The organism is Amycolatopsis sp. NBC_00355 (genome assembly GCF_036104975.1).
Classification (GTDB): Bacteria; Actinomycetota; Actinomycetes; order Mycobacteriales; family Pseudonocardiaceae; genus Amycolatopsis.
The window spans coordinates 7,352,282-7,375,132 of sequence record NZ_CP107982.1; the positions used below are offsets into that span (position 1 = coordinate 7,352,282).

The window sequence follows — 22,851 nt, forward strand, 5'->3', positions numbered from 1 at the left end:
GCGTGGCGGCCCCGACCGGCCGGCGATGTCATGTTCGTCACCGTTTCCGCTGGACAGCGGGTAAACGGTGGCGCGGGGTAGCCACTACGCTCAAGGGAGAACCCGACCGGTGCACGAGTAGAGCGGAGCCGACGTGTCTGTGCCTTCCCCAGCCCCCGGGGCGGGATCCCTCCCCGCTGCGCCGGGTGGCGCCCTCGAGGACCTGCGCGAGTCGGTCGGCCTGCAGATCGCCGACGAAACCCTGCTGCGCGCGATCGCCGCCGGGCTGGCCGACGTCGAGAAGCTGCTCCGTGACGTCGTCAGCAGTGACGTCCAGGCCGTCCACGACGCGGCGCTGCACCTGGTCGAGGCCGGTGGCAAACGCTTCCGTCCGCTGTTCACACTGCTGTCCGCGCAGTTCGGGCCGAAGCAGGACGACCACGTCGTGATCGCCGCCGCCGCCGTCGAGCTGGTGCACCTGGCCACGCTCTACCACGACGACGTCATGGACGAGGCGGACATGCGCCGCGGCGCCGAGAGCGTCAACGCGCGCTGGGACAACACGATCGCCATCCTGACCGGCGACTTCCTCTTCGCCCACGCCTCGCGGCTGGTCGCCGACCTCGGCACGGATGCCGCGCGGATCATCGCCGAGACCTTCGGCGAACTGGTCACCGGCCAGATGCGCGAGACCGTCGGCCCCGGTCCGGGTGACGACGCCGTGGCGCACTACCTGACCGTGATCGCGCAGAAGACCGGGTCGCTGATCGCGACGTCCGGCCGCTTCGGCGGGATGATGTCCGGCGCCCCGGACGAGTACATCGAGGCGCTGCGCCGGTTCGGCGACATCATCGGCACGGCGTTCCAGATCTCCGACGACATCATCGACATCGCGTCGCCGTCCGACGAACTCGGCAAGGCGCAGGGCACGGACCTGCGCGAAGGCGTCCGCACGTTGCCGATGCTGTACGCGCTGGCCGACCCCGGGACCGATCCTCGGCTGGTCGAGCTGCTGTCCGGTCCGATCGCCGACGACGAGGTCGTCCAGGAGGCGCTGGAGCTGCTCCGCGCCAGTAGTGGACTCGAACGCGCGCGCGTCACCCTTTCCGACTACGCTCAGCGCGCGCGTGCCGAGCTCACCGCGCTGCCCGCGTCACCCGCTCGTGACGCGTGCGAGTCGGTTGCCGCTTACCTGGTAGCGCGCACGCACTGAACTAGGGGCAGGGATAGATGTCCATTTTCGGACAGGTTTGGCTGTGGAGCCTGGCGGCTTTCTTCGTCGGGGCACTGCTCACCTGGCTGGTGCTGGTGCTACCGCTTCGCAAGAGCGTGCGCAAGCTGGAGAGCGCGCTGGCCCAGTCGCACGCCGACGCCGCGCGCACACCCGCGAACGCCGCCGGGCTGGCCACGCCGGGTGCTGAGGGCTACTCGCGGTCCGAGCCGGCCTACGACGAGAGCCGGTACGAGTCGAACCCGTACGAAGAGGCCCGGCCGCAGGAGACGTCGTACCCGGGGACGCTGGTCGCCGCGTCGCCGGTGAGCCGCGACGAAGTCCACGACGACATCGACGCGGACTTCGCGGAGCTGGACTCGCAGGTGCCGCCGCGGACCCCGCCGGTCGACGACTACCGGCCGGAACCGGAGCCGGACAGCTACCCGGCGTCCGCGACCCAGGTCATGGCGCCGGTCGCGGAGCCGGAGCAGGACGACCCGTACCGCGCGGCCGCGTCCGAGTACCTCAGCCCGGAAGACGACGAGCAGTACGAGCCCGCGCCGGCACTTTCGCAGCTGGAGCACCAGCTCGAGCCGGACACCGGCGGGTCGTTGTTCCAGCCGCCGGCCGCCGCGCCGCCCGCGCCGGAGCCGGACTGGTTCGACCACGAGCCGCAGTCGCAGCGGTCGGCGTTCGAAGAGCCGATGGAGCGCACCCGCTACATCGGCGAGCACCCGGGTTCGGCCCGCAAGGAAGAGCGGCGGGAAGAGCCGCAGGACGAGCTCGCGGACGACTTCGAGGACGAGCTTCAGGACGACGAGGCGCCGCAGTACGCCTTCGCCGGCGACGAAGCGGCCGGTGGCGACCTGGACGTGCCGCCGGAGACGCCGGCCGAGGCGACGCAGGTGCTGCCGAAGCGCCAGCCGCGTGGCGTGGTGCGGGGCGGTTTCGACTCGCCGCAGCCGATCCAGCCGTCGATGCGCACGGTCGAGCGCCGCGATCCCGAACTGTCCGGCGCGCACAGCGGCTCGCTGTTCGAGCCGTCGGTGCAGCCGACCCAGACGGCCGTCGGCGTTTCGCCGGACGCGCCGCCGCCCCCGCCGGCCCGCGAGTCGGCCGAGGACTCGGTCCCGCCCGGCCCGTTCGGCCCCGGCTCGGCGATGCCGCGCCCCGGCGGTGGCCGGCCCAGCGACGGCTTCGAAGTCAAGGCGAGCGTCACGGCGTTGCGGTACTGCACCGACGAGTCCGAGCAGTTCCCGCGGATGGTGGCCGAGGTCTGGTTCCGCACCGCCGAGGACGCCGAGCGCGTCGGGTTCCGCCCGCTCACCTGAGTTTCCGTAGTGCCGTGAGGGGCACCTTCATGGACTTCAGAGCCGTGAGGGTGCCCCTCACGGCATTTCAGGCCGCTTCGCCGCGGCGGCGTCCACATCGGACGTCCGGACGTCGAAGAATACAAAAGGTCGCATGACCTGAAACTTAGGACACGTATCCTAAATTCGCGCAACCCCGAAAAGCCGTGAAGGCCTCCCCGCCGGCATCTTGAGCCGGCGAGGAGGCCTTCACGCGCGAGTTAGGCGACGGTCCAGGTGTCCTTGCCGCGCAGCAGGCCCTGCAGGTCCGGCTTGCGGGCCGCGCGGGCCTGCTCGACCTGGGCACGGGCACCGTCGTCGTAGGTCGGGCGCTCGACCTGGCGCAGGATGCCGGTCGGAACGTGGTTCAGGCTCTGATCACCGAGACGCGACAACGCGAACGCATACGACGTGTCGATGATCGCCGGGTCGTGCACGACGATGTTGTCCTCGCCGATGTCGGCGACCTTCGCGACGTCCAAGCCACCCCAGTCGCCGCGCTTGACACCGAACTCCTGGTTCGGGCCGAACCGGATCGGCTCACCCGCCCGCAGCGGGATCAGCCGGGACGCGGCCTCGTCGGCGTCCTTGAGAACGTCGAACGCGCCGTCGTTGAAGATCGGGCAGTTCTGGTAGATCTCCACCAGCGCCGACCCGCGGTGCTCCGCCGCGGCCTGCAGGACCTCGGTGAGGCCCTTGCGGTCGGAGTCCATCGCCCGGCCCACGAACGACGCCTCGGCGCCGATCGCCAGCGACAGCGGGTTGAACGGCGTGTCCACCGACCCCATCGGCGACGACTTGGTGACCATGCCCGGCCCCGAGGTCGGCGAGTACTGGCCCTTGGTCAGCCCGTAGATCCGGTTGTTGAACAGCAGGATCTTGATGTTCACGTTGCGGCGCAACGCGTGGATCAGGTGGTTGCCGCCGATGGACAGCGCGTCGCCGTCCCCGGTGACGACCCACACCGACAGGTCCGGGCGCGTGGTCGCCAGCCCGGTCGCGATCGACGGCGCGCGGCCGTGGATCGAGTGCATGCCGTAGGTGTTGAGGTAGTACGGGAACCGCGACGAGCAGCCGATCCCGGAGACGAACACGATGTTCTCGCGTTTGAGGCCCAGTGTCGGCAGGAAGGACTGGACCGCGTTGAGCACGACGTAGTCGCCGCAGCCGGGGCACCAGCGGACCTCCTGGTCCGATTTGTAGTCCTTGGCCTTCTGCGGCTCGTCGGTGGTCGGGACGAGGTCCAGGCCACCGCGAGTCGGCAACCCCAGGTCGATCGCGGTCACTTCACGGCCTCCGTAACGCCGGTGATGATCTCCGAGAACAGGTTCTGCAGCTCTTCCGCCTTGAACGCCATTCCGGCGACCTTGGTGTGCGAGTGGACGTCCACCAGGTACTTCGCGCGCAGTAGCAGGGAAAGCTGGCCGAGGTTCATCTCCGGCACCACGACCTTGTCGTAGGAGCGGAGGACGTCACCGAGGTTGGCCGGCAGCGGGTTGAGGTGCCGCAGGTGCGCCTGGGCGATCGGCATGCCGAGCTTGCGCACCCGGCGGCACGCGGCGCCGATCGGGCCGAAGCTGGAGCCCCAGCCGAGCGCGAGCACCCGGGCCTTGCCGCCGCTCGGGTCGTCGACCACGACGTCGGGGACGTCGATGCCGTCGATCTTCGCCTGCCGCAGCCGGACCATCTTGTCGTGGTTGTCGGGGTCGTAGGAGATGTGCCCGGTCCGGTCGGCCTTCTCCAGTCCGCCGATGCGGTGCTGCAGGCCGGGCGTGCCCGGGATCGCCCACGCGCGGGCGAGCGTCTCGGGATCGCGGACGTAGGGCCAGAACTCGCCGGAGTCGTTGTCCGAGTTGGGTTCGGTCGCGAACTCGACACGCAGGTCGGGCAGCGTCCCGACGTCCGGGATCAGCCACGGCTCGGAGCCGTTCGCGATCGCGCCGTCCGACAGCAGCAGTACCGGCGTGCGGTACTTCAGCGCGATCCGGGTGGCCTCGACGGCCGCGTCGAAGCAGTCCGCGGGGGACAGCGGCGCGACGATCGGCACCGGCGACTCGCCGTTGCGGCCGAACATCGCCTGCAGCAGGTCGGCCTGCTCGGTCTTGGTCGGCAGGCCGGTCGACGGGCCACCGCGCTGGACGTCGATGACGACCAGCGGCAGCTCCATCATCACGCCGAGGCCGATGGTCTCGGACTTCAGCGCGACACCCGGGCCGGACGTCGAGGTCACGCCGAGCGCGCCGCCGTAGGACGCGCCGAGCGCGGCGCCGATACCGGCGATCTCGTCCTCGGCCTGGAAGGTGAGGATGCCGAAGTGCTTGTGCTTGGACAGCTCGTGGAGGATGTCCGACGCCGGGGTGATCGGGTAGGTGCCGAGCAGGATCTGCAGGCCGGACTGCTGGCCGGCCGCCACGATGCCGTACGCCAGCGCCGTGTTGCCGGTGATCTGCCGGTAGGTGCCCAGCGCCAGCTTCGCCGGCGCGACCTGGAACGTCGTCGCGAACGACTCGGTCGTCTCGCCGTAGTTCCAGCCCGCGCGGAACGCCAGGATGTTCGCCTCGGCGATGTCCGGCTTCTTCGCGAACTTCTCGCGCAGGAACCGCTCGGTGCCCTCGGTCGGCCGGTGGTACATCCACGACAGCAGGCCCAGCGCGAACATGTTCTTGCAGCGCTCGGCGTCCTTCTTGCCGAGGCCGGTGTCGGCGAGCGCGCCCTGGGTCAGCGTCGACATGGCGACCCGGTGCACCTGGTACGGGCTGAGGGAGTCGTCTTCCAGCGGGTCCGTGGCGTAACCGACCTTGGTCAGGTTCCGCTTGATGAAGTCGTCGGTGTTGAGGATGATCGTGCCGCCGTGCGGCACGTCGGCGACGTTCGCCTTCAGCGCGGCCGGGTTCATCGCCACCAGTACGTCCGGCCGGTCACCGGGGGTGAGGATGTCGTAGTCGGCGAAGTGGACCTGGAACGAAGAGACGCCGGGGATCGTGCCCTGCGGGGCGCGGATCTCGGCGGGGAAGTTCGGCATCGTCGACAGGTCGTTGCCGAACGCGGCCGCCTCGGACGTGAAGCGGTCGCCGGTCAGCTGCATCCCGTCACCCGAGTCGCCCGCGAACCGGATGACCACCCGGTCCAGCTTGTTGATCTCGGTGGGCCTGGTCGCGGCGAGCGAGCCGTGACCAGCGCCGTTGCCGTTCGCACTCGTGCTCATGGGTCAGGGATTCCCTCTCTCCCGACGTTGCGGCCTTCGGTCGCTCTGCCCGGTGTCATGACAGTCGGGACACCAGGCCCTATCACGAGGTTAGCTCGCCCTTGACCACGATGTTCCCAGTGTCCCGAGTCCCGGACGACCTCTTTGCTGCGCTAGTGGTTCTTCTGTGCTGGTCCGACAAATACCTGTAACCGATGGTAACGGGTATCTGTCACCAGGCGTTGTGACACGCATCTCCCGCGTCACGTCCACCTGCTGAGAACTCAGGGGCCGGACCGGATCCGCGCCCGCATCGCCGCCAGCCGCTCGGCGAATTCCGGGGACGCCAGCGACGCCAGCTGCGGCTCGATCTCGACGTCCACGGCGTCGGCGTGCGCGGCCAGCGACGCGGTCGTCCGCAGGCTGCGCTTGGTGGCCAGCAGGGCCTCGCGCGGCGCGGCGACGGCCGGAGCGGCGAGCTCCCGCGCGGCGGCGAGCAGGTCGTCGTGCCCGCCGTCGACCACGCGCAGCGCCAGCCCGGTGCGCACCGCCGCCCCGGCGTCCAGGGACTGCCCGAACAACGTCATCGCGGCGGCCTGCTGCGGCCCGGCCAGCCGCTGCGTCATCCACGTCATCCCGCCGCCGGGGTGCAGGCCCAGCTCCAGGAACCGCGCGACGAACTTCGCGCGCGGCCCGGCCAGCCGGACGTCCGCGGCGAGGGCGAGGTTCAGCCCGGCGCCGACGGCCGCGCCGCCGACCGCCGCGATCGTCGGCAGCGTGCAGCGCGCGACGGAGAGGAAGCCTTCGTAGATGGCGCGCAGGCCCTGCTCGTCGGCCGCGCCGAGCGCGGAGAGATCGGCCCCGGCGCAGAACGCCGGCGGCGTACCGGTGACCACGACGGCGTGCACCGACTCGTCGCGCTCCGCGGCCGCGACGGCGTCCGCGAGCTGCGAGGACAGCTCGAGCGTCAGCGCGTTGCGGCTACCGGGCGCGTCGACGGTCAGCAGGGCGACGCCGCCCGTGTGCTCGCTGACGATGCTGTCGGTCATGGGGGTAAGCGTGGCACGAGGCGGTCGTCGGTTTGCTCGGGTATGACTGGAGGCATGGGGGAACTGGTCGGCGCCCTGGTCCGGGGGTTCATCGTGGCCGCGGGCCACGTCCTGACGATGATCGACACGGCCGAGTTCTTCGGCGCCCGCCGCCGCAAGGCGCGTCAGGCCGCGCTGGCCCGAGGCGAGGGGGTGAGGATCCCGTGCGTCCTACGCGACCCGGCCCTGACCGACGGCCGCGAGCAGCAGGGAAGGCTCCTCCTGGGTGCCGGCCGGGTGCGGTGGCTGGCCCCGGGACAGCCACCGGCGGCGTTCGAGCCGGGAGAGCTGACGATGCAGGCGGCGGCCGAGCAGGCGGTCACGTTCCACGCGGGCCGGACGGAGCTGCGACTGCACCCGGACGAGGCCCCGGCGGTGCTGCGGGCCTTGGACAGCTGAGTCGCGTCGGGCGACTGAGCCACCTCGGGCGACTGCGTCCCCCTTGGGCAGCTGAGTCGCTGGGCGACTGCGTCCTCGGGCGCCTGAGCTGCCGAAACTGTCGCCCCCCGCCGCTACGCTGGAAAGCGGGGGGCGCCGCCACGCGCTCGTTCACTTCTCCGGGCTTCGAGCAGGCGGAAAGCCTGGCCGGCGGTCGATCCCGGACTCGCCGCCGCGCTCCGCGAGCGGCGGATTCCGGACAGCGTCACTCCTCGGGCGTCGGCGGGCGTTCGAGCAGCCGGGACAGTACGACCGTCGACACCGTCCGGTCCACGATCTCCAGCCCGCGCAGCCGCTCCAACGCCGTCTCGAGGTGGTGGATGTCGGCCGCCCGCAGGTGGACGATCGCGTCCGCCGCGCCCGAGACCGTGTACGCCGCGACGACCTCGGGCAGCGGTTCCAGCCGCGCGCGGATGCGGGCCGGTGTGATGTTGCCCTGGCACGTGACCTCGACGAACGCCTCCGTTCCCCAGCCGAGCGCCTCCGGGTCGACGACCGCCGTGAACCCGCGCAGGATGCCGGTTTCGAGCAGCCGGTCGACCCGCCGCTTGACCGCCGGCGCCGACAGGCCGACGACCTTGCCGATCTCCGCGTAGCTCGATCGTGCGTTCGCCATGAGACACGAAACGATTCGCTGGTCGATGGTGTTCACACGCAACATTTAGCACAGATGCGCGCAGCGAACAGCGATTGATTGCGAGTTTGGGCAGCACCTACCCTGCATTCATGCAGGGATCACAGCCCTTGGCCGCTCGCGTACCGACCACCCGCCGATACCTGATGTGCCCGCCGCGGTTCTTCGCGGTGGACTACGTGATCAACCCCTGGATGGACCCGACCCAGCCGGTCAGCGCCGACGTCGCCGTCGCGCAGTGGACCGAGCTGCGCGACACCTACCGCCGTCTCGGCCACACCGTCGAGGAGATCGACCCGCAGCCGGGCCTGCCCGACATGGTCTTCGCCGCGAACTCCGGCACGGTCGTCGACGGCCGCGTCCTCGGCTCGCGGTTCCGCGCGCCCCAGCGCACGGCGGAGGCCGAGCACTTCCGCCGCTGGTTCGTCGAACACGGCTACCGCGACATCACCATGCCGGAGAAGATCAACGAGGCCGAGGGCGACTTCGCCTGGACCGGCAGCCTGCTGCTGGCCGGCACCGGCTTCCGCACCGATCCGGCCGCGCACGCCGAGGCGCAGGAGGTCCTCGGCGTCCCGGTCGTCTCGCTGAACCTGGTCGACCCGCGCTACTACCACCTCGACACGGCGCTGTTCGTGCTCGCCGAGGCGACCGACACGACGCGCGCGCAGATCGTCTACTACCCGGCGGCGTTCTCCGCGGGATCACGCCGCGTGCTCGAGCGGCTGTTCCCGGACGCGGTGCTCGCGACCGCCGCCGACGCCGAGTGCTTCGGGTTGAACGGGGTGTCCGACGGCCGGAACGTCGTCCTCCCCGTCGAGGCCACTCGACTGGGTGAACTCCTCGCCGAGCGTGGGTACGAGCCGGTCTACGTCGACATCTCTGAGCTGCGAAAAGCCGGCGGCGGGCCGAAGTGCTGCACGCTGGAAATCCGGAAAGGCTGATTGCCGGAAAAAGCCTGTAACTCACCCGTTTGCTTCCGCGATTAATCGGGGTAACAACTCGACTACTCGCGGTGGCAGGAGGTGGAAGCGGTGGCGGTGAACTTCGCCATGCACGGGATCGGCCGGCCGGCTCGTCAGCTCGAGCCGGGGGAGAACGAACGCTGGGTGACAGTCGAACAGTTCGATCGCATCCTCGACGCGATCGAAGAACGCGCGGACGTCCACCTGACCTTCGACGACGGCAACGAGTCCGACGTCGAGATCGCGCTGCCCCGCCTCGTCGAACGCGGGCTGACGGCGGAGTTCTTCCCCCTCGCCGGCCGGCTCGGACAGCGCGGCTACCTCGACCGCGACGCGCTGCGCGACCTCGCCCGCGCCGGCATGGAGATCGGCTCGCACGGCTGGGAGCCCCGCGACTGGCGTCGTCTCGACGACCGCCACGCGCGTCGCGAACTGACGGACGCCCCGAAGCTGCTCGGCGACCTGTGCGGCCGGCCGGTCCAGCGGTACTCGCTGCCCTTCGGCGCGTACGACCGCCGGGTGCTGGCCCGGCTACGGCAGGCAGGCGCGACGCGGGTGTACACGAGCGACGGCGGCGAGACCAGCCGCGACGGATGGCTGCAGCCGCGGACGGAACTGAGCCACGACCTCGACCAGGACTGGCTGGACGGCATCCTGGCCGGCGGCCGCCGCCGGGGGCGTTGGGTGCGACGGCTGTTTCGACGGTCTGACGGTTAGTCCGTATAACCGTCAGACCGTCTTCCCGGTGGCCGGAACACGGCACCGAACCGGTTCTCCGCGCCCGCGTCCGGTGAGCAGGGTTTTCGTCAAGCCTCGCCGGATGCTGGGAAATTCTCGTACCTCTGGGTCTTGAACCCGTCACAGTCCGGGTGCATCCTGTGTGCCTCGCCGCCGTAAGGAAAGTTTCCTAACTAAAGGGAGCACCAGGAATGCGGAAACTGATCCTGCTCGCGACCATGGCGCTGGCCGCGGCCGTGATGCCCTCGGCTCTCGCGTCGGCCGCCCCGGCTCCGGCCCAGGCGATCCCGGCGCGGACCGCCGCGGCGCCGGCTTCCGTCGAAGCCGGGCCGACCGCGGCGCAACTGCTGGCCAAGACCAACAGCTGCACCCAGATCTCCAACGGCAAGTACAAGACGGACGAGGACGTCTCGGCCAAGACGGTCGCCGTCTGCGACGCCAACGGCGCGGTCTTCTGGAAGGCCGACATGGACATCGACTGCGACGGCCAGCGCACGACGCAGTGCAACGAAGACACCGACTGCTGCTACCAGGACGACACGGCGTTCCACCAGTCCGACGGCAAGCCGCTCAGCGCGGCGAAGCTGCCCTACATCGTCGTGCCGAGCTCGAGCAGCATCTGGAAGTACTCCTCGTCGCAGCTGAAGGGCGGCGGCTCCTGCGCGGTGATCTACAACGGCAAGATCGAGTACGCGGTCATCGGCGACACCGGCCCGACCCAGATCATCGGCGAAGCCTCCTACGCGACGGCGAAGGACCTCGGCATCAACCCGGACCCGTCCAACGGCGGCACCGACTCCGGTGTGACGTACATCTGCTTCAAGAACTCGACCGTCTCCCCGATCGAGAACCACGCCAATGCGATCAGCAAGGGCGAAAGCCTCGCCACGACTTTCGTGAACAACAACTGACACGCGGCACCCACGGCACGGCAGCCGGGGCCGATCCGTACAAGACACGGGTCGGCCCCGGCTGCTGTGCTGGGCCCATGAGCGAACTGCTGAAGCTGGCCAACGTCGGCCCGGCGATGGTCCGCGACCTCACCCGGCTCGGCATCACCGAACCCGCCCAGCTCGCCGGGCGCGACCCGGTTGAACTGTACGAACGCCTCTGCGCCACCGACGGCCGCCGGCACGACCCCTGCGTGCTCGACACCTTCATGTCGGCGGTCGACCAAGCGGATGGCGCGCCGCCCCGGCCGTGGTGGACATACACCCCGGAACGGAAACGGCTTCTCGGGGAACGCTGACCGGAACCGCGCCGAACGCGTTGCCCGCTCACCTGCAAGATGCAATTCCCGGGCGAATCGAGACGCGATTCTTACCGGAAAACTGTTGCGCCTCACGGCCGTCTCACGCTTTCCCCCGTTCGCCACCCTCGCGGTAACGATCCAGGGGGGCTCGCCGACCAACTCATGGGTCGCGTGGGAAAAGCGGAGGTTTTGGCGTGAAGATCAGTGTCTTCGGGCTCGGTTATGTCGGGTGTGTCTCCGCCGCGTGCTTGGCGGGGCAGGGGCACCGGGTGGTCGGCGTGGACGTCAACCCGGTCAAGATCGACCTCATCACCGCGGGCAACGCCCCGGTGGTCGAGGAGCGGATCGGCGAGCTGACCGCCGAAGTCGTGGCGAGCGGGGCGCTGAGAGCCACGACCGACGTCGCGGAAGCCGTCGCCGACAGCGAGATTTCGCTGGTCTGCGTGGGTACGCCGTCGGCGCCGAACGGCAGCCTTTCGACGGTCTACCTCGAGCGCGTCGCCGAGGAGATCGGCGAAGCGCTCGCGAAGAAGACCGAGCGGCACACGGTCGTCTTCCGCAGCACGATGCTGCCCGGCACCTGCCTGGACCTGCTGGTCCCGATCCTGGAGAAGGCCTCGGGCCGCACGGCCGGCGTCGACTTCGGCGTCGCGGTGAACCCCGAGTTCCTGCGCGAGGGCACCAGCGTCCGCGACTTCTTCGACCCGCCGAAGACGGTGATCGGCGAGTTCGACGCCCTCAGCGGTGACGCCGTCGCGGCGCTCTACGAGGGGCTGCCCGGGCCGGTCTTCCGCGTGGCGATCCCGGTCGCGGAGATGACGAAGTACGCCGACAACTCGTTCCACGGTCTCAAGATCGGGTTCGCGAACGAGCTCGGCTCGATCTGCCGCGCGCTCGGCCTCGACTCGCACCAGGTGATCGACGTCTTCCTCGCCGACACCAAGCTCAACATCAGCCCGGCCTACCTGAAGCCCGGTTTCGCGTTCGGCGGCTCGTGCCTGCCGAAGGACCTGCGCGGGCTGGTCTACGCCGCGCACCGCGCCGACGTGAAGGTGCCGATCCTGTCGCACGTGCTCAGCTCCAACGAAGAGCACCTGCAGCGGGCGTTCGACCTGGTCGCGCGCACCGGCAAGCGCAAGGTCGGGCTGTACGGGCTGTCGTTCAAGCCCGGCACCGACGACCTGCGCGAGTCGCCGCTGGTCGAGCTGGCCGAGAAGCTGCTCGGCAAGGGCTACGACCTGAAGATCTACGACGCGAACGTCAGCCTCTCGCGGCTGATGGGCGCCAACCGCGAGTACATCGAGGGCCGGCTGCCGCACCTCGGCCAGCTGCTCGCCGGGTCCGTCGAAGAAGTCATGGACCACGCCGACGTCGTGATCGTCGGCTGCAAGGACCCGGATGTGCTGGCGGCCCTGCCGCACGGCGGCGACCGGGTGCTGATCGACCTCGTCCGCCTGCCCGACGCCGACAAGCGTCGCCTTGAAGAGGGATATGCCGGCCTTGCCTGGTAAAGCGCTCATCCTCGTCGAAAACCTTTCGGTGCCCTTCGACCGGCGCGTCTGGCAGGAGTCCACGACCCTGCGCGACGCCGGCTGGGAGGTGCACGTGATCTGCCCGCAGGGCACCAAGCGCGACACCGAAGCCGAAGCTGTCATCGACGGCGTCCACATCCACCGCTACCCGCTGAAGGCCGCGACCGGCGGCCCGGCGGGGTACCTGCAGGAGTACGGCAGCGCGCTGTGGCACACGCTGCGGCTGGCCCGCAAGATCGGGCCGGTCGACGTCGTGCACGCCTGCAACCCGCCGGACCTGTTGTACCTGGTCGCGAAGGTGCTCAAGCGGCAGGGCGCGAAGTTCATCTTCGACCAGCACGACCTGTGCCCCGAGCTGTACCTGTCGCGCTTCGACCGCGGGCAAGACCTCCTCTACCGCGGGGTCTGCGCGCTGGAGCGCGCCACCTACCGCGCCGCCGACGTCGTCATCTCGACGAACGAGAGCTACAAGCAGGTCGCCCGGATCCGCGGCGGCAAGCGGCCCGAAGACGTCTACGTGGTGCGCAGCGCCCCGGTCGTCGAGCGGTTCCACGAGGTCCCCGTCGAGCCCGAGCTCAAGCAGGGCAAGCCGTACCTGCTGGCCTACCTCGGTGTGATGGGGCCGCAGGACGGCGTCGACTACGCCCTGCGCGCGCTCGCGAAGCTGCGTGACGACGTCGGCCGCAGCGACTGGCACGCGGTGTTCGTCGGCTCCGGCGACGCCTTCGACGACATGGTCGCCCTCTCGGCGAAGCTCGGGCTGGCCAACCAGGTCGAGTTCACCGGCCGGATCTCGGACGAGGACCTGGTCCGGTACCTCTCGACCGCCGACGTCTGCCTGTCGCCGGACCCGCTCAACCCGCTCAACGACGTCTCCACGATGAACAAGGTCATGGAGTACATGGCGATGAGCAAGCCGATCGTCTCGTTCGAACTCCGCGAAGCGCGCGTATCGGCCGGCGACGCCGCGGTGTACGCCCCGGCGAACGACGAAGCGGAGTTCGCGGTCCTGGTTTCGCGGCTGCTCGACGACCCCGAGGAGCGGGTCAGGATGGGTAAGCTCGGCCAGGCCCGGGTCGCGGGCCCGCTGTCCTGGGAGAACTCGGCGAAGGCCCTCCTCGCCGCGTACGAGCACGCACTCGGTTCCTGATCGCCGTTCGGTCAAGAAGTCACCGGACGTGTAACCAATGGTCCCGGCCGGACGACGGATCGGGTAACCGGCCGATCCACTGAAGCCGTTCGGCGTACTGCCCCAGGAATGGAGATCCCGCCGGTGACTGACGACACGGTGCGCCTGAGCCTGATCGGGCAGGTTCTCCGCCGGCGCTGGCGGCTGCTGGTCGCCCTCGCCGTCCTCGGGGCGGCGGTGGGCGCCGGCGCCTCGGTCCTCTTCTCGCCCGGCTACCAGACCTCGTCCAGCGTCCTGCTGCAAGGACCGCGCCAAGCGGACGAGCTGCTGACCCAGGCCGAGGTCGCGACCAGCTCGGTCGTCCTCGACCGCGCCGCCGCGCAGCTGCAGTGGCACCCGACCGGCGCCGACCTGAAGAAGCAGGTCACGGCGTCGGTGGCGAACGGCAACGTCGTGACGATCACCGTCTCGGCCGACACCGCCGAGCACGCCCAGCAGCTCGCCGACCAGGTCGCGCAGCAGTTCGTCAAGTACTCCGGGCAGCTCGCGAGCAACTCGGCGGACGCCTCGGTGCAGCTGGCCCAGGAGCAGCGCGAGACGCTGCGCCAGCAGGTCCAGCTGACCACGCAGAAGATCAGCGACCTCGCCAAGACCGTCGGCGGGGACCTGACCGTCGAAAGCGTCCAGGTCCGCACGCAGCTCGAAGGCCTGCGGACGTCGCTGGAGCAGGCGATCAACGACCTGAACCAGGCCGACCTCGCGACCGGCGTCGGCAACACCGTGGTGCTGGGTCCCTCCGAGCGCCCGGCCGGCCCGGCCGCCCCGACGATGACGCAGCTGGCCGCCGGTGGCGCGGTGCTGTTCTTCCTCGTCGGTGTCTTCGGTCACCTCTTCACCGCCCGCGCCGACCGGCGGCTGCGGGGCGAGCCGGAGATCGCGTCCGCGCTCGGGTCGCCGATCCTCGCCGGCGTCGACGTCCCGACGCCGGAGGGCGACCGTCTCCCGGCGAGCGGCGTGTACGGCAAGGTGCGGCGCCTGCTCGGCGGCGACCGGCCGTGGGTGCTGCCGCCGGTGGCGACCTCGGCCGACGACGTCAACCGCGACATCCGGTACCGCCGGGTGCTCGCCCGGCTGGCCACCGGCCCCGCCGACATCCTGCTGCTGGTGGCCGACGACGACGAGACGGCCCGGCTGGCCGCGACGCAGCTGGCCGCGCTGGCCGACGAGATGTCGCTGCCGCTGCGTATCCAGGAGGTCACCCCGGGCCGCCCGACCGTCCCGGACGCCGGGGCGAGCTCCGGAGTGCTGATCGTGCTCAGCACCGCCAGCCGCACCGCGTGGGAACTCGTCTCGCTCGCCGAGGCCTGCTCGGAAGCCGGGCGCGAGATCCTCGGCGCGGTGCTCACCCATCCCGTCCGGCCGCGCGAGCCGGCCGCCGAACCCGCGGCGAAAGCCCCCGAGAAAGCCTTGGCAGGTTCGGCGTGACAACTGCTTCCGAAACCCCGGCCGCTCCGCTCGTCGATCTCCAGCGGCTGTTCGTCACCATTCGCCGCCGCAAGCGGCTCTGGCTGGCCACGGCGCTGCTCGGGCTGATCGCGGGCGCCCTGGTCGCGATCCTGCTGCCGGCCCCGCCGACCGCGGTCGCCAAGGTGATCGTGGTCCACCAGGACGACTCGCCGACCGACAGCGGCACGCTGATGCGCACCGACGTCGCGGTGCTGTCGACGACCCAGATCGCCGAAGGCGCGCTGAAGAAGCTCAACAGCACCGAATCGCCCGAAGAGTTCATGAAGAACTACGCGGGCCTGCCCGTGACGAACAACGTCATGCAGATCACCGTGAAGGCCAAGAGCGACGGAGAGGCCGTCGCGCAGGCGAAGGCGCTGGCCGACACGTTCATCGCCGACCACGTCGAGCGCAGCCAGGCCGCCGCGGCCGCGCAGTCGAAGGCCATCCTCGACCAGCGAAAGAACGCCCAGGACGAGCTGACCAAGGTCGACGCGCAGATCGCCGACGAGACCGGCAAGGGCCGCAACGCGAACGCCAGCACCCTCGAAGGCCTCTACGGCCGCCGCGCCGCGCTCGCGTCGCAGGTCTCGGACTTCGACTCCCGCGCCCAGCAGGCCGGCATCGGCAGCCCGCAGGTCGCGGCGGGCACCCAGATCGTGGACGCGCCCCGCGCGCTGCCGAAGGCGTTCCTCAAGACGACGGCGACCAACGCCGGCATCGGTTTCGCGTTGGGCCTGGCCCTCGGGATCGCGTTCGCCGCCGTCGGCGCGGTCTCGCGCGACCGGCCGGTGCTGCGCCGCGAGATCTCGACGCACCTCGGCGCGTCCGTGATCGCCCAGCTGCCGTCGAAGCGCCGTGGCCCGGCCCGGTTCTGGCGCCGCTCCCGGGCGGTCTCCGAACGCCACCGCGTCGCCACGACGCTGGTCCGTGCGATCCAGAAGGACATCACCGAGGTGTCGTTGCTGGAACTCGGCGCGCCGAGCATCACGGCCGCACTCGCCCTCGACGTCGCGGAGCAGCTCGGCGAAGACGGCCGCGCGAGTGTCGTCGACGACCTGCCGGGCGAAGACGTCCGCAGGCTGGCGACCGAGCTCAAAAGCGACGTCGTCGTCCTCGGCGCCGGTGACCCCGATCCCGAACCGGGCGAACGCCGCGTCGGCGTCGGCACGGTTTCGCCGGGCACCGCGTGGACCGACCTGGAGCACCTCGGTGCGGAGACCGTGCTGATCGTCAAGGCCGGGCACGCGAACACACTGTGGCTGCACACGGTCGCGCGGCAGCTGGCCGACCAGGAGATCCCGATCCTCGGAGTGGTGCTGGTCGACCCGGACCCGCGCGACAAGTCGGACGGGACGCTGTGGGACGGCCTGCACACCGCGTTGCGCGGCCGCGCCGGCCTGACGCCTGCGGCGCCGCGCGTCGACGTCGAACGCGAAGACCGGATCGACGAGCTGGCCGCCCGGGTCGCCGAGCGCGTCGCGCTGGTGGATCCGCCGACGCGCATGTTCGCGCCGGTCCGGCCGATGGTCCCGTCGGTCGCCAGGCCGCTGCAGGCCAAGCCACTGCAGTCCAAGCCGGCGCCGCCCAAGCCTCAGGACCCGAAGCTCCCGGAACCGGGCAGCGTCAGCGTCCCGCACGCGGACGCGCCGACGAAGAAGTTCGCCCCGGTCAAGCCGAAGCGGCCGACGCCGTTCAAGCGGGACCACGGAGAGCCGACGCACCAAGGCGAACTGAACGCCGAGCTCGAGTCCGAAAAGAGTGCGGAGGTCTCCTGACCCCGCGCCGCGACGAAGGGGAACCCACTCGAGATGTGCGGCATCGCAGGCACTTACCTCTGGCCGGACGGCGGACCGCTGACCGACCGGCTGACGAAGACGCTGGCCCACCGGGGGCCGGACGGCTCCGGTCGCTACGACCACGCCGTCGGCTCCGGTGAAGTCCACTTGGGACACCGGCGGCTCTCGATCGTCGACCTGACCGAGACCGGCGCCCAGCCGATGGTCCTCGACGGCCTTGCGCTGAGCTACAACGGCGAGCTGTACAACGCGCCCGAGCTGCGGGCCGAGCTGGTGGCCGCCGGCGTGCGCTTCCGCGGCACGTCCGACACCGAGGTGCTGCTGCAGGCGTGGCGGCGCTGGGGCACCGACTGCCTGCCGAAGCTGCGCGGGATGTTCGCCTTCGCGATGTTCGAAGAGGGCACCGGCGAGCTGTTCCTGGCCCGCGACCAGCTGGGCATCAAGCCGCTGTTCTTCGTGCACCGGGGCGGCGGCGTCGCCTTCGCATCGGAGCTGAAGGCGCTGGCCGGCGAGCTGGGCGGGTCGCTGGAGATCGACAACGCCGCGCTGGTCGCGTCGCTGCTCTACTACTGGGTGCCGGACAGCCGCTGCGCCTACCAGGGCGCGGAGAAGCTGCAGCCGGGCACGTGGCTGCGCTGCCGCCCGGACGGCCGGATCGACCGCGGCCGCTACTGGTCGCTGCGGGAGGTCGCCGAGGAGGGTGCGGCCTTCGAGGGCGAGGTCGACCTGCACGAGGTGATCTCCGAGTCGACGGCCAAGCACCTGATCTCCGACGTCCCGGTCGCGACGTTCCTCTCCGGCGGCCTCGACTCCAGCTACCTGACGGCGCTGGCCGCGCGGTCGCAGCCGGGGATCTCGGCCTACACCATCGGGTTCCGCGCCGAGGACGCCAAGTTCGAGGCCATGCCGGACGACCTCAAGTACGCCCGGATCGTGGCGCAGCAGTTCGGTGTCGACCTGCACGAGATCGAGATCGCGCCGCAGGTGCTCGACCTGCTGCCGAAGATGACCTATCACCTCGACGAGCCGATCGGGGACCCGGCGGCGATCAACTCGTTCCTGATCTGCTCGGCCGCGCGCGACGCCGGCGTCAAGGTGATGCTGTCCGGCATGGGCGCCGACGAGCTGTTCGCCGGCTACCGCAAGCACCTCGCGAACCTGATCGCGTTGCGGTACCACAAGGTTCCGGGCGCGGTCCGGCGTCCGGTGGAGTCCTTGGTGGACCGTCTCCCGGTGGCCTCGGCCAAGCGTGGCTACCGATCGGTGCGGTTCGCGAAGCGGTTCCTGTCGTTCGCGGGCCTGCCCGAGGAGACGGCGTTCCGGCGCAGCTACACGATGTACGACCAGGCCGAGCTGCTCTCGCTGCTCAACCCGGATCTCGCGCCGACGGTCGACGACGTCCTCACTGAGCACGCGGACACCTACAACGACCAGGCGCTCGACGACTTCGTCAACCGCATGTGCCTGGCCGACTCGCGGTTGTTCCTCCCCGGCCTGAACTTGACCTACACCGACCGCTCGACGATGGCGGCGTCCACCGAGGTGCGGACGCCGTTCGTCGACGTCGAGGTCGTGCGCGCGGCGTTCAAGGTCCCGGGCAACAAGAAGATCGTCGGCCGCGCCGGCAAGGTGGCGCTCAAGAACGCGGCGCTCAACATCCTGCCCAGCGAGATCGTGCACCGGCCCAAGGGCCTGTTCAGCGCGCCGCTGCGGGCCTGGATGAGCCGCGACCTGGCGCCGCTGGTGCGTGAAGTCGTCAACGAGGGCGTGCTCGTCGAGTCCGGCTTCCTGCAGCGCGAAGCACTGCAGCGCATGGTCGCCGAAGACGCCGCCGGTCAGCAGGACCGCAGCAAGCACCTCTGGCACATCTTGACCCTTGAGTACTGGTACCGGAACGCGATGTCGGGAGCGGGAGCGAAGTGAAGCAGGTCGTCCAGAACTACAAGAGCGGTGAACTGGCACTGCTGGAAGTGCCCGAGCCCGCCTGCAAGGCCGGCGGCGTGCTCGTCCGCACGGTGTACTCCCTGATCTCGACCGGCACCGAGATGATGAAGGTGTCGGAGGCGAGCCTGTCCCTGGTGGGCAAGGCGAGAGCCCGGCCGGACCAGGTCGCGAAGGTCGTCCAGAGCGTGGCGACCAACGGTCTCTCGGCGACGTACCGCAAGGTGACGTCCAAACTGGACTCATACACGCCCCTCGGTTACTCGTTGTGCGGCATCGTCGAGCAGGTCGGCGACGGCATCACCGACGTCGCCGTCGGCGACCTGGTGGCCTGCGCGGGCAACGAGCACGCGCTGCACGCCGAGCTGAACTGGGTGCCGAAGAACCTCTACTCGCGCGTCCCGGCCGGGGTCGACCCGCGGCACGCGGCGTTCGGCACGGTCGGCTCGATCGCGATGCAGGGCGTCCGCCGCGGCGAACCGCAGATCGGCGACGTCGCCCTGGTCATCGGCCTCGGCCTGATCGGCCAGCTGGTGGTGCAACTGCTGGTGTCGTCCGGCGTGCGCGTCTTCGGTGTCGACCCCGACCCGGAGCGCTGCAAGCTCGCCGAGAGCCTCGGCGCGCTGGTGTGCAGCCACCCGGGTTCCGGCGTGGTGGACACCGCCGTCGACGAGCTGACGCACGGCGCGGGCGTCGACCAGACGTACCTCGCCGCGGGCGGCAACACGAACGACCCGGTGGAGCTGGCCGCGAAGCTGTCGCGCGACCGCGGCCGCGTGATCGACATCGGCAAGTGCAAGCTCGACCTTCCGTGGAACGCCTACTACGAGAAGGAACTGGACGTCCGGTTCTCCCGCTCGTACGGCCCTGGCCGCTACGACCCGTCCTACGAGCTCGAAGGCCGGGACTACCCGATCGGCCAGGTCCGCTGGACCGAGCGCCGCAACCTCGAGTGCGTCATCGACCTGATCGACCGCGATCGCCTCGACGTCGAGCCGCTGATCACGCACGTCTCGGACTTCTCCGAGGCCGTCGAGACGTACAAGTCGCTCAACGACGGTGAGCTGAAGGCCGTCGCGGTGCTGTTCCGCTACCCGGACGCGGTCGCCAAGACCGAGCCGGTCGTGACGTCCGCGCGCGTCGGGCTGATCGAGCACAAGGCGGCGCCGAAGCCCGCCGGGCAGCCGGTGCGCCTCGGTTTCATCGGGGCCGGCAACTACGCGTCGTCGATGCTGCTGCCGCACCTCGCCGAGCGCGAAGACGTCCAGCTCACGCACGTCGCGACGACGTCGGCGCTGTCCGGTGCCAACGCGCGGCGCAAGTTCGGCTTCGCCGAGGCGTCCACCGACATCGACAACGTGCTCGGTGACGACTCGATCGACGCCGTCTTCGTCGTCACCCGCCACAGCTCGCACGCCGAGCTGACCCGCCAGGCACTGCTCGCCGGCAAGACGGTGTTCGTCGAAAAGCCCTTGGCGCTCTCGGAAACCGAGCTGCAGAAGGTCCTCGACGCGATCGAGGAGTCCGGCAACGACCGGCTGCAGGTCGGCTTCAACCGCCGGTTCGCACCGCTGCTGCACGAGGCCCGCGGCCAGTTCGGCCCCCGCGTCGGCCCGGCGACGGTCCGCTACCTGGTCAACGCCGGCCGCCTCGACCACGGCAGCTGGTACAACCAGACCGCCACCGAGGGCTCGCGCTTCGCCGGTGAAGGCGGGCACTTCATCGACACCGTGAGCTGGCTGCTCGACGCCGACCCGACGTCGGTTTACGCGACCGGTGGCACGGACCTGCAGGTCACCCTCGGCTACGGGGACGGTTCCACCGCGGTCATCACCTACGCCGAAAGCGGCTCGTCCGGCTTCCCGAAGGAGACGCTCGACGTCACCGCCGACGGCAAGGTCCTGAAGTTCGACGACTTCGTCCGCGCGTCGGTGTTCTCCCGCAAGAAGTGGGCGAGCTCGCGGATCCCGAAGGGCCGCGACAAGGGCCAGGCCGCCGAGGTCGACGCGTTCCTCGAGGCCGTCCGCACGGGTGGCCCGATGCCGATCTCGATCGCCTCGCTGGCCGCCACCACGCTGGCCACGCTCGCCGCGCAGACCAGCGTCGCGAACTCGGCGCCGGTCCGGATCGAGCTGCCGCGGAAGGCGGGTGCCCCGGCATGATGGGTCCCGGCTGGTACCTCCGCCGGCTGTCCCGGATGGGGCCGGCTGAGGTCGTCGGCCGCGCTCGGCACGCCGTCGTCCAGCGGCAGTGGCGGTCCGCGCTGCCCGAGCCGCCCGCGTGGCCGTCACATCCACGGTTCACCGCCCAGCTGCCGGACGGCGTCCTCGGCAAGGTCTCCGGTGAGGCCGTCACGCGGCTGCTGGCCACGGCCGACCACCTGATGGCCGGCCGCGCCGAGTACTTCGGCGTCCTGCGCGACGACATGGTGTCGCCGGACTGGGCCCTGGACCCGAAGACCGGCCGCCGCGCGCCGCTGGACGTCTACGCCTTCGACGTGCCGTACCGGTCGGAGGACGAGGTCGGCGACATCAAGCAGATCTGGGAGCCGTCGCGCCACCAGCACCTCACCGTGCTGGCCGCGGCGTACGCCCTGACCGGCACCGAGGCCTACGCCGAGCGCGTCGCCGCACACCTGCGGTCCTGGTGGTCGGCCAATCCGCCGTTGCGGGGGCCGCATTGGGTGAGCGGCATCGAGCTGGGCATCCGGCTGCTGTCGTGGGTCTGGGTGCGCCGCCTGCTCGATGGCTGGGCGGGCGTCACGGCGTTGTTCGAGGACAATCCGGACTTCCACCTGCAGCTGTGGCACCACCAGAACTGGCTCGCGACCCTGCGCAGCCACGGCTCGTCGGCGAACAACCACGTCATCGCCGAGGACGCCGGGCTGCTGGCCGCGGCGTGCGCGTTCGGCTGGTTCCCGGAGTCGCCGCGCTGGCGGGCCGAGGCGACCCGCTCGCTGGACGTCCAGCTGGGGCGCAACACCTTCGATTCCGGGCTCAACGCCGAGCTCGCGTCCGAATACCACGGCTTGGTGCTGGAGCTGGGCCTGGCGGCGGCCCTGGAAGCCGACGCGGCCGGCACCCCGGTGCCGGACTCCACCTGGGACGTCCTGCTCCGGATGACCGACGCCTTGGCGTCCATTGTGGACAACCGGTTCCGCCCGCCGCGGCAGGGCGACGCCGACGACGGCTTCGGCCTGATCGTCGACGGATCCGAGACCAACCGCTGGGCGTCGCTGCTGGCGACCGGCGAGGTCTTGTTCGGCCGCCTCGACTGGTGGCCGGTGCCGGGTGACGACGTCCGCACGCCCCTGCTGGCCGCGCTCGCCCAGCGGACTCCGCGAGCCACGGGCGCCCGCCCCGGTCGTCGCCCCGCTCACCTGCGGGACGCGGGCATGACGATCCTGCGGTCGGGCAAGGTCTGGGCTCGCTGCGACGGCGGGCCGCACGGCTTCCTGTCGATCGCCGCGCACGCCCACGCCGACGCGTTGTCGGTGGAGGTGCGCCACGACGGCATCGACATCCTCGCCGACCCGGGCACCTTCTGCTACCACGGCGAACCGCAGTGGCGGTCGTACTTCCGCTCCACGCTCGGCCACAACACCCTCGAACTGGGCGGCCAGGACCAGTCGGTGTCGGGCGGCCCGTTCCTCTGGACTCGGCACGCGGTGACCAAGGTGCTCGGGGTGCACACCCCCGACCACGGCCCGTCCCGCTGGTCGGCGGCCCACGACGGCTACGCACCGGCGGTGCACCGCCGCACGGTGGAACTCGACGGCGCCGTCCTGAAGATCGTCGACGAGGTGCTCGGCGACACCGGCCCGGCGGCGCGGCTGGCGTTCCACCTGGGCCCGGCCGTCACGGCCACGCTCGACGGGAACGTCGCCCACCTGCGCTGGGAGGGTGACGGCCGAACGCTGGCCCCGGTCCACACCGCGGAGCTGGAACTGCCGCCCGAGCTGTCGTGGACGGCCCACCGGGGTGAGCTCGACCCGCCGCTCGGCTGGTACTCGGCGGGCTTCGGCCGCAAGGAACCCTCGACCACCCTGGTCGGCTCCGGCACTCCCGGACACCTGATCACCCTGCTCCGTTTCAGTTAGGACCC

18 protein-coding genes are annotated in these 22,851 nt (G+C 70.6%); 14 read left to right on the forward strand and 4 right to left on the reverse strand.

Going from position 1 to position 22,851, the window contains the following annotated elements:
• The first annotated feature begins 139 nt into the window (after positions 1–139).
• Positions 140–1,192, forward strand: coding sequence for a polyprenyl synthetase family protein (locus tag OHS18_RS33730; protein ID WP_328618621.1), 1,053 nt, complete (start codon positions 140–142; stop codon positions 1,190–1,192).
• 17 nt (positions 1,193–1,209) lie between these two features.
• On the forward strand, positions 1,210–2,523 hold the full coding sequence (locus tag OHS18_RS33735; RefSeq protein ID WP_328613560.1) for a sunset domain-containing protein: 1,314 nt from the start codon (positions 1,210–1,212) through the stop codon (positions 2,521–2,523).
• Positions 2,524–2,762: 239 nt separating this feature from the next.
• Here OHS18_RS33735 and OHS18_RS33740 read toward each other — a convergent pair whose 3' ends face one another.
• The 3 genes from OHS18_RS33740 to OHS18_RS33750 form a co-directional block, all read right to left on the reverse strand.
• Positions 2,763–3,827: a 2-oxoacid:ferredoxin oxidoreductase subunit beta gene (locus OHS18_RS33740; protein ID WP_328445729.1), complete on the reverse strand. Its 1,065-nt coding sequence runs from the start codon at positions 3,825–3,827 to the stop codon at positions 2,763–2,765.
• Entirely contained in the window at positions 3,824–5,746 is a 1,923-nt protein-coding gene (locus OHS18_RS33745) for a 2-oxoacid:acceptor oxidoreductase subunit alpha (RefSeq protein ID WP_328613561.1), read from the reverse strand. The genes OHS18_RS33740 and OHS18_RS33745 overlap by 4 nt, the downstream gene beginning before the upstream one ends.
• A gap of 263 nt (positions 5,747–6,009) precedes the next feature.
• Positions 6,010–6,774: an enoyl-CoA hydratase gene (locus tag OHS18_RS33750; protein ID WP_328613562.1), complete on the reverse strand. Its 765-nt coding sequence runs from the start codon at positions 6,772–6,774 to the stop codon at positions 6,010–6,012.
• Between the two features lie 54 nt (positions 6,775–6,828).
• Here OHS18_RS33750 and OHS18_RS33755 point away from each other — a divergent pair, with 54 nt between their 5' ends.
• Entirely contained in the window at positions 6,829–7,212 is a 384-nt protein-coding gene (locus OHS18_RS33755) for a hypothetical protein (RefSeq protein WP_328613563.1), read from the forward strand.
• Positions 7,213–7,456: 244 nt separating this feature from the next.
• Here OHS18_RS33755 and OHS18_RS33760 read toward each other — a convergent pair whose 3' ends face one another.
• Positions 7,457–7,903 carry an Lrp/AsnC family transcriptional regulator gene (locus OHS18_RS33760; protein ID WP_328445721.1) on the reverse strand — a complete coding sequence of 149 codons (447 nt, stop codon included), beginning with the start codon at positions 7,901–7,903 and terminating at the stop codon, positions 7,457–7,459.
• A 74-nt stretch (positions 7,904–7,977) separates the two neighbouring features.
• Between OHS18_RS33760 and ddaH the strand changes: the two genes are divergently transcribed.
• From ddaH to OHS18_RS33815, 11 genes are all read left to right on the forward strand, one after another.
• Positions 7,978–8,829, forward strand: a complete 852-nt coding sequence (gene ddaH, locus OHS18_RS33765) for a dimethylargininase (RefSeq protein WP_328613564.1) — start codon at positions 7,978–7,980, stop codon at positions 8,827–8,829.
• Positions 8,830–8,937: 108 nt separating this feature from the next.
• The gene (locus OHS18_RS33770) at positions 8,938–9,567 is read left to right on the forward strand and encodes a polysaccharide deacetylase family protein (protein WP_328618622.1); all 630 of its coding nucleotides are present in this window, start codon (positions 8,938–8,940) and stop codon (positions 9,565–9,567) included.
• A 212-nt stretch (positions 9,568–9,779) separates the two neighbouring features.
• Positions 9,780–10,499, forward strand: a complete 720-nt coding sequence (locus tag OHS18_RS33775; RefSeq protein ID WP_328613565.1) for a glycoside hydrolase family 75 protein — start codon at positions 9,780–9,782, stop codon at positions 10,497–10,499.
• Between the two features lie 77 nt (positions 10,500–10,576).
• Positions 10,577–10,837, forward strand: coding sequence for a helix-hairpin-helix domain-containing protein (locus tag OHS18_RS33780; RefSeq protein ID WP_328613566.1), 261 nt, complete (start codon positions 10,577–10,579; stop codon positions 10,835–10,837).
• Positions 10,838–11,034: 197 nt separating this feature from the next.
• A complete protein-coding gene (locus OHS18_RS33785) occupies positions 11,035–12,351 on the forward strand; it encodes a nucleotide sugar dehydrogenase (protein ID WP_328613567.1) in 1,317 nt (438 codons plus the stop codon).
• Positions 12,332–13,522, forward strand: coding sequence for a glycosyltransferase family 4 protein (locus OHS18_RS33790; protein ID WP_328445711.1), 1,191 nt, complete (start codon positions 12,332–12,334; stop codon positions 13,520–13,522). The genes OHS18_RS33785 and OHS18_RS33790 overlap by 20 nt, the downstream gene beginning before the upstream one ends.
• Before the next feature lie 108 nt (positions 13,523–13,630).
• Positions 13,631–14,986, forward strand: coding sequence for an exopolysaccharide biosynthesis protein (locus OHS18_RS33795; RefSeq protein WP_328445709.1), 1,356 nt, complete (start codon positions 13,631–13,633; stop codon positions 14,984–14,986).
• Complete coding sequence (locus tag OHS18_RS33800) at positions 14,983–16,785, forward strand: Wzz/FepE/Etk N-terminal domain-containing protein (RefSeq protein WP_328613568.1); 1,803 nt, start codon at positions 14,983–14,985, stop codon at positions 16,783–16,785. The genes OHS18_RS33795 and OHS18_RS33800 overlap by 4 nt, the downstream gene beginning before the upstream one ends.
• A gap of 33 nt (positions 16,786–16,818) precedes the next feature.
• A complete protein-coding gene (asnB, locus tag OHS18_RS33805; protein WP_328445705.1) occupies positions 16,819–18,729 on the forward strand; it encodes an asparagine synthase (glutamine-hydrolyzing) in 1,911 nt (636 codons plus the stop codon).
• Positions 18,726–20,909 carry a bi-domain-containing oxidoreductase gene (locus tag OHS18_RS33810; protein WP_328613569.1) on the forward strand — a complete coding sequence of 728 codons (2,184 nt, stop codon included), beginning with the start codon at positions 18,726–18,728 and terminating at the stop codon, positions 20,907–20,909. Before asnB ends, OHS18_RS33810 begins: the two co-directional genes overlap by 4 nt.
• A complete protein-coding gene (locus OHS18_RS33815) occupies positions 20,906–22,846 on the forward strand; it encodes a heparinase II/III family protein (RefSeq protein WP_328613570.1) in 1,941 nt (646 codons plus the stop codon). Before OHS18_RS33810 ends, OHS18_RS33815 begins: the two co-directional genes overlap by 4 nt.
• Positions 22,847–22,851 lie beyond the last annotated feature (5 nt).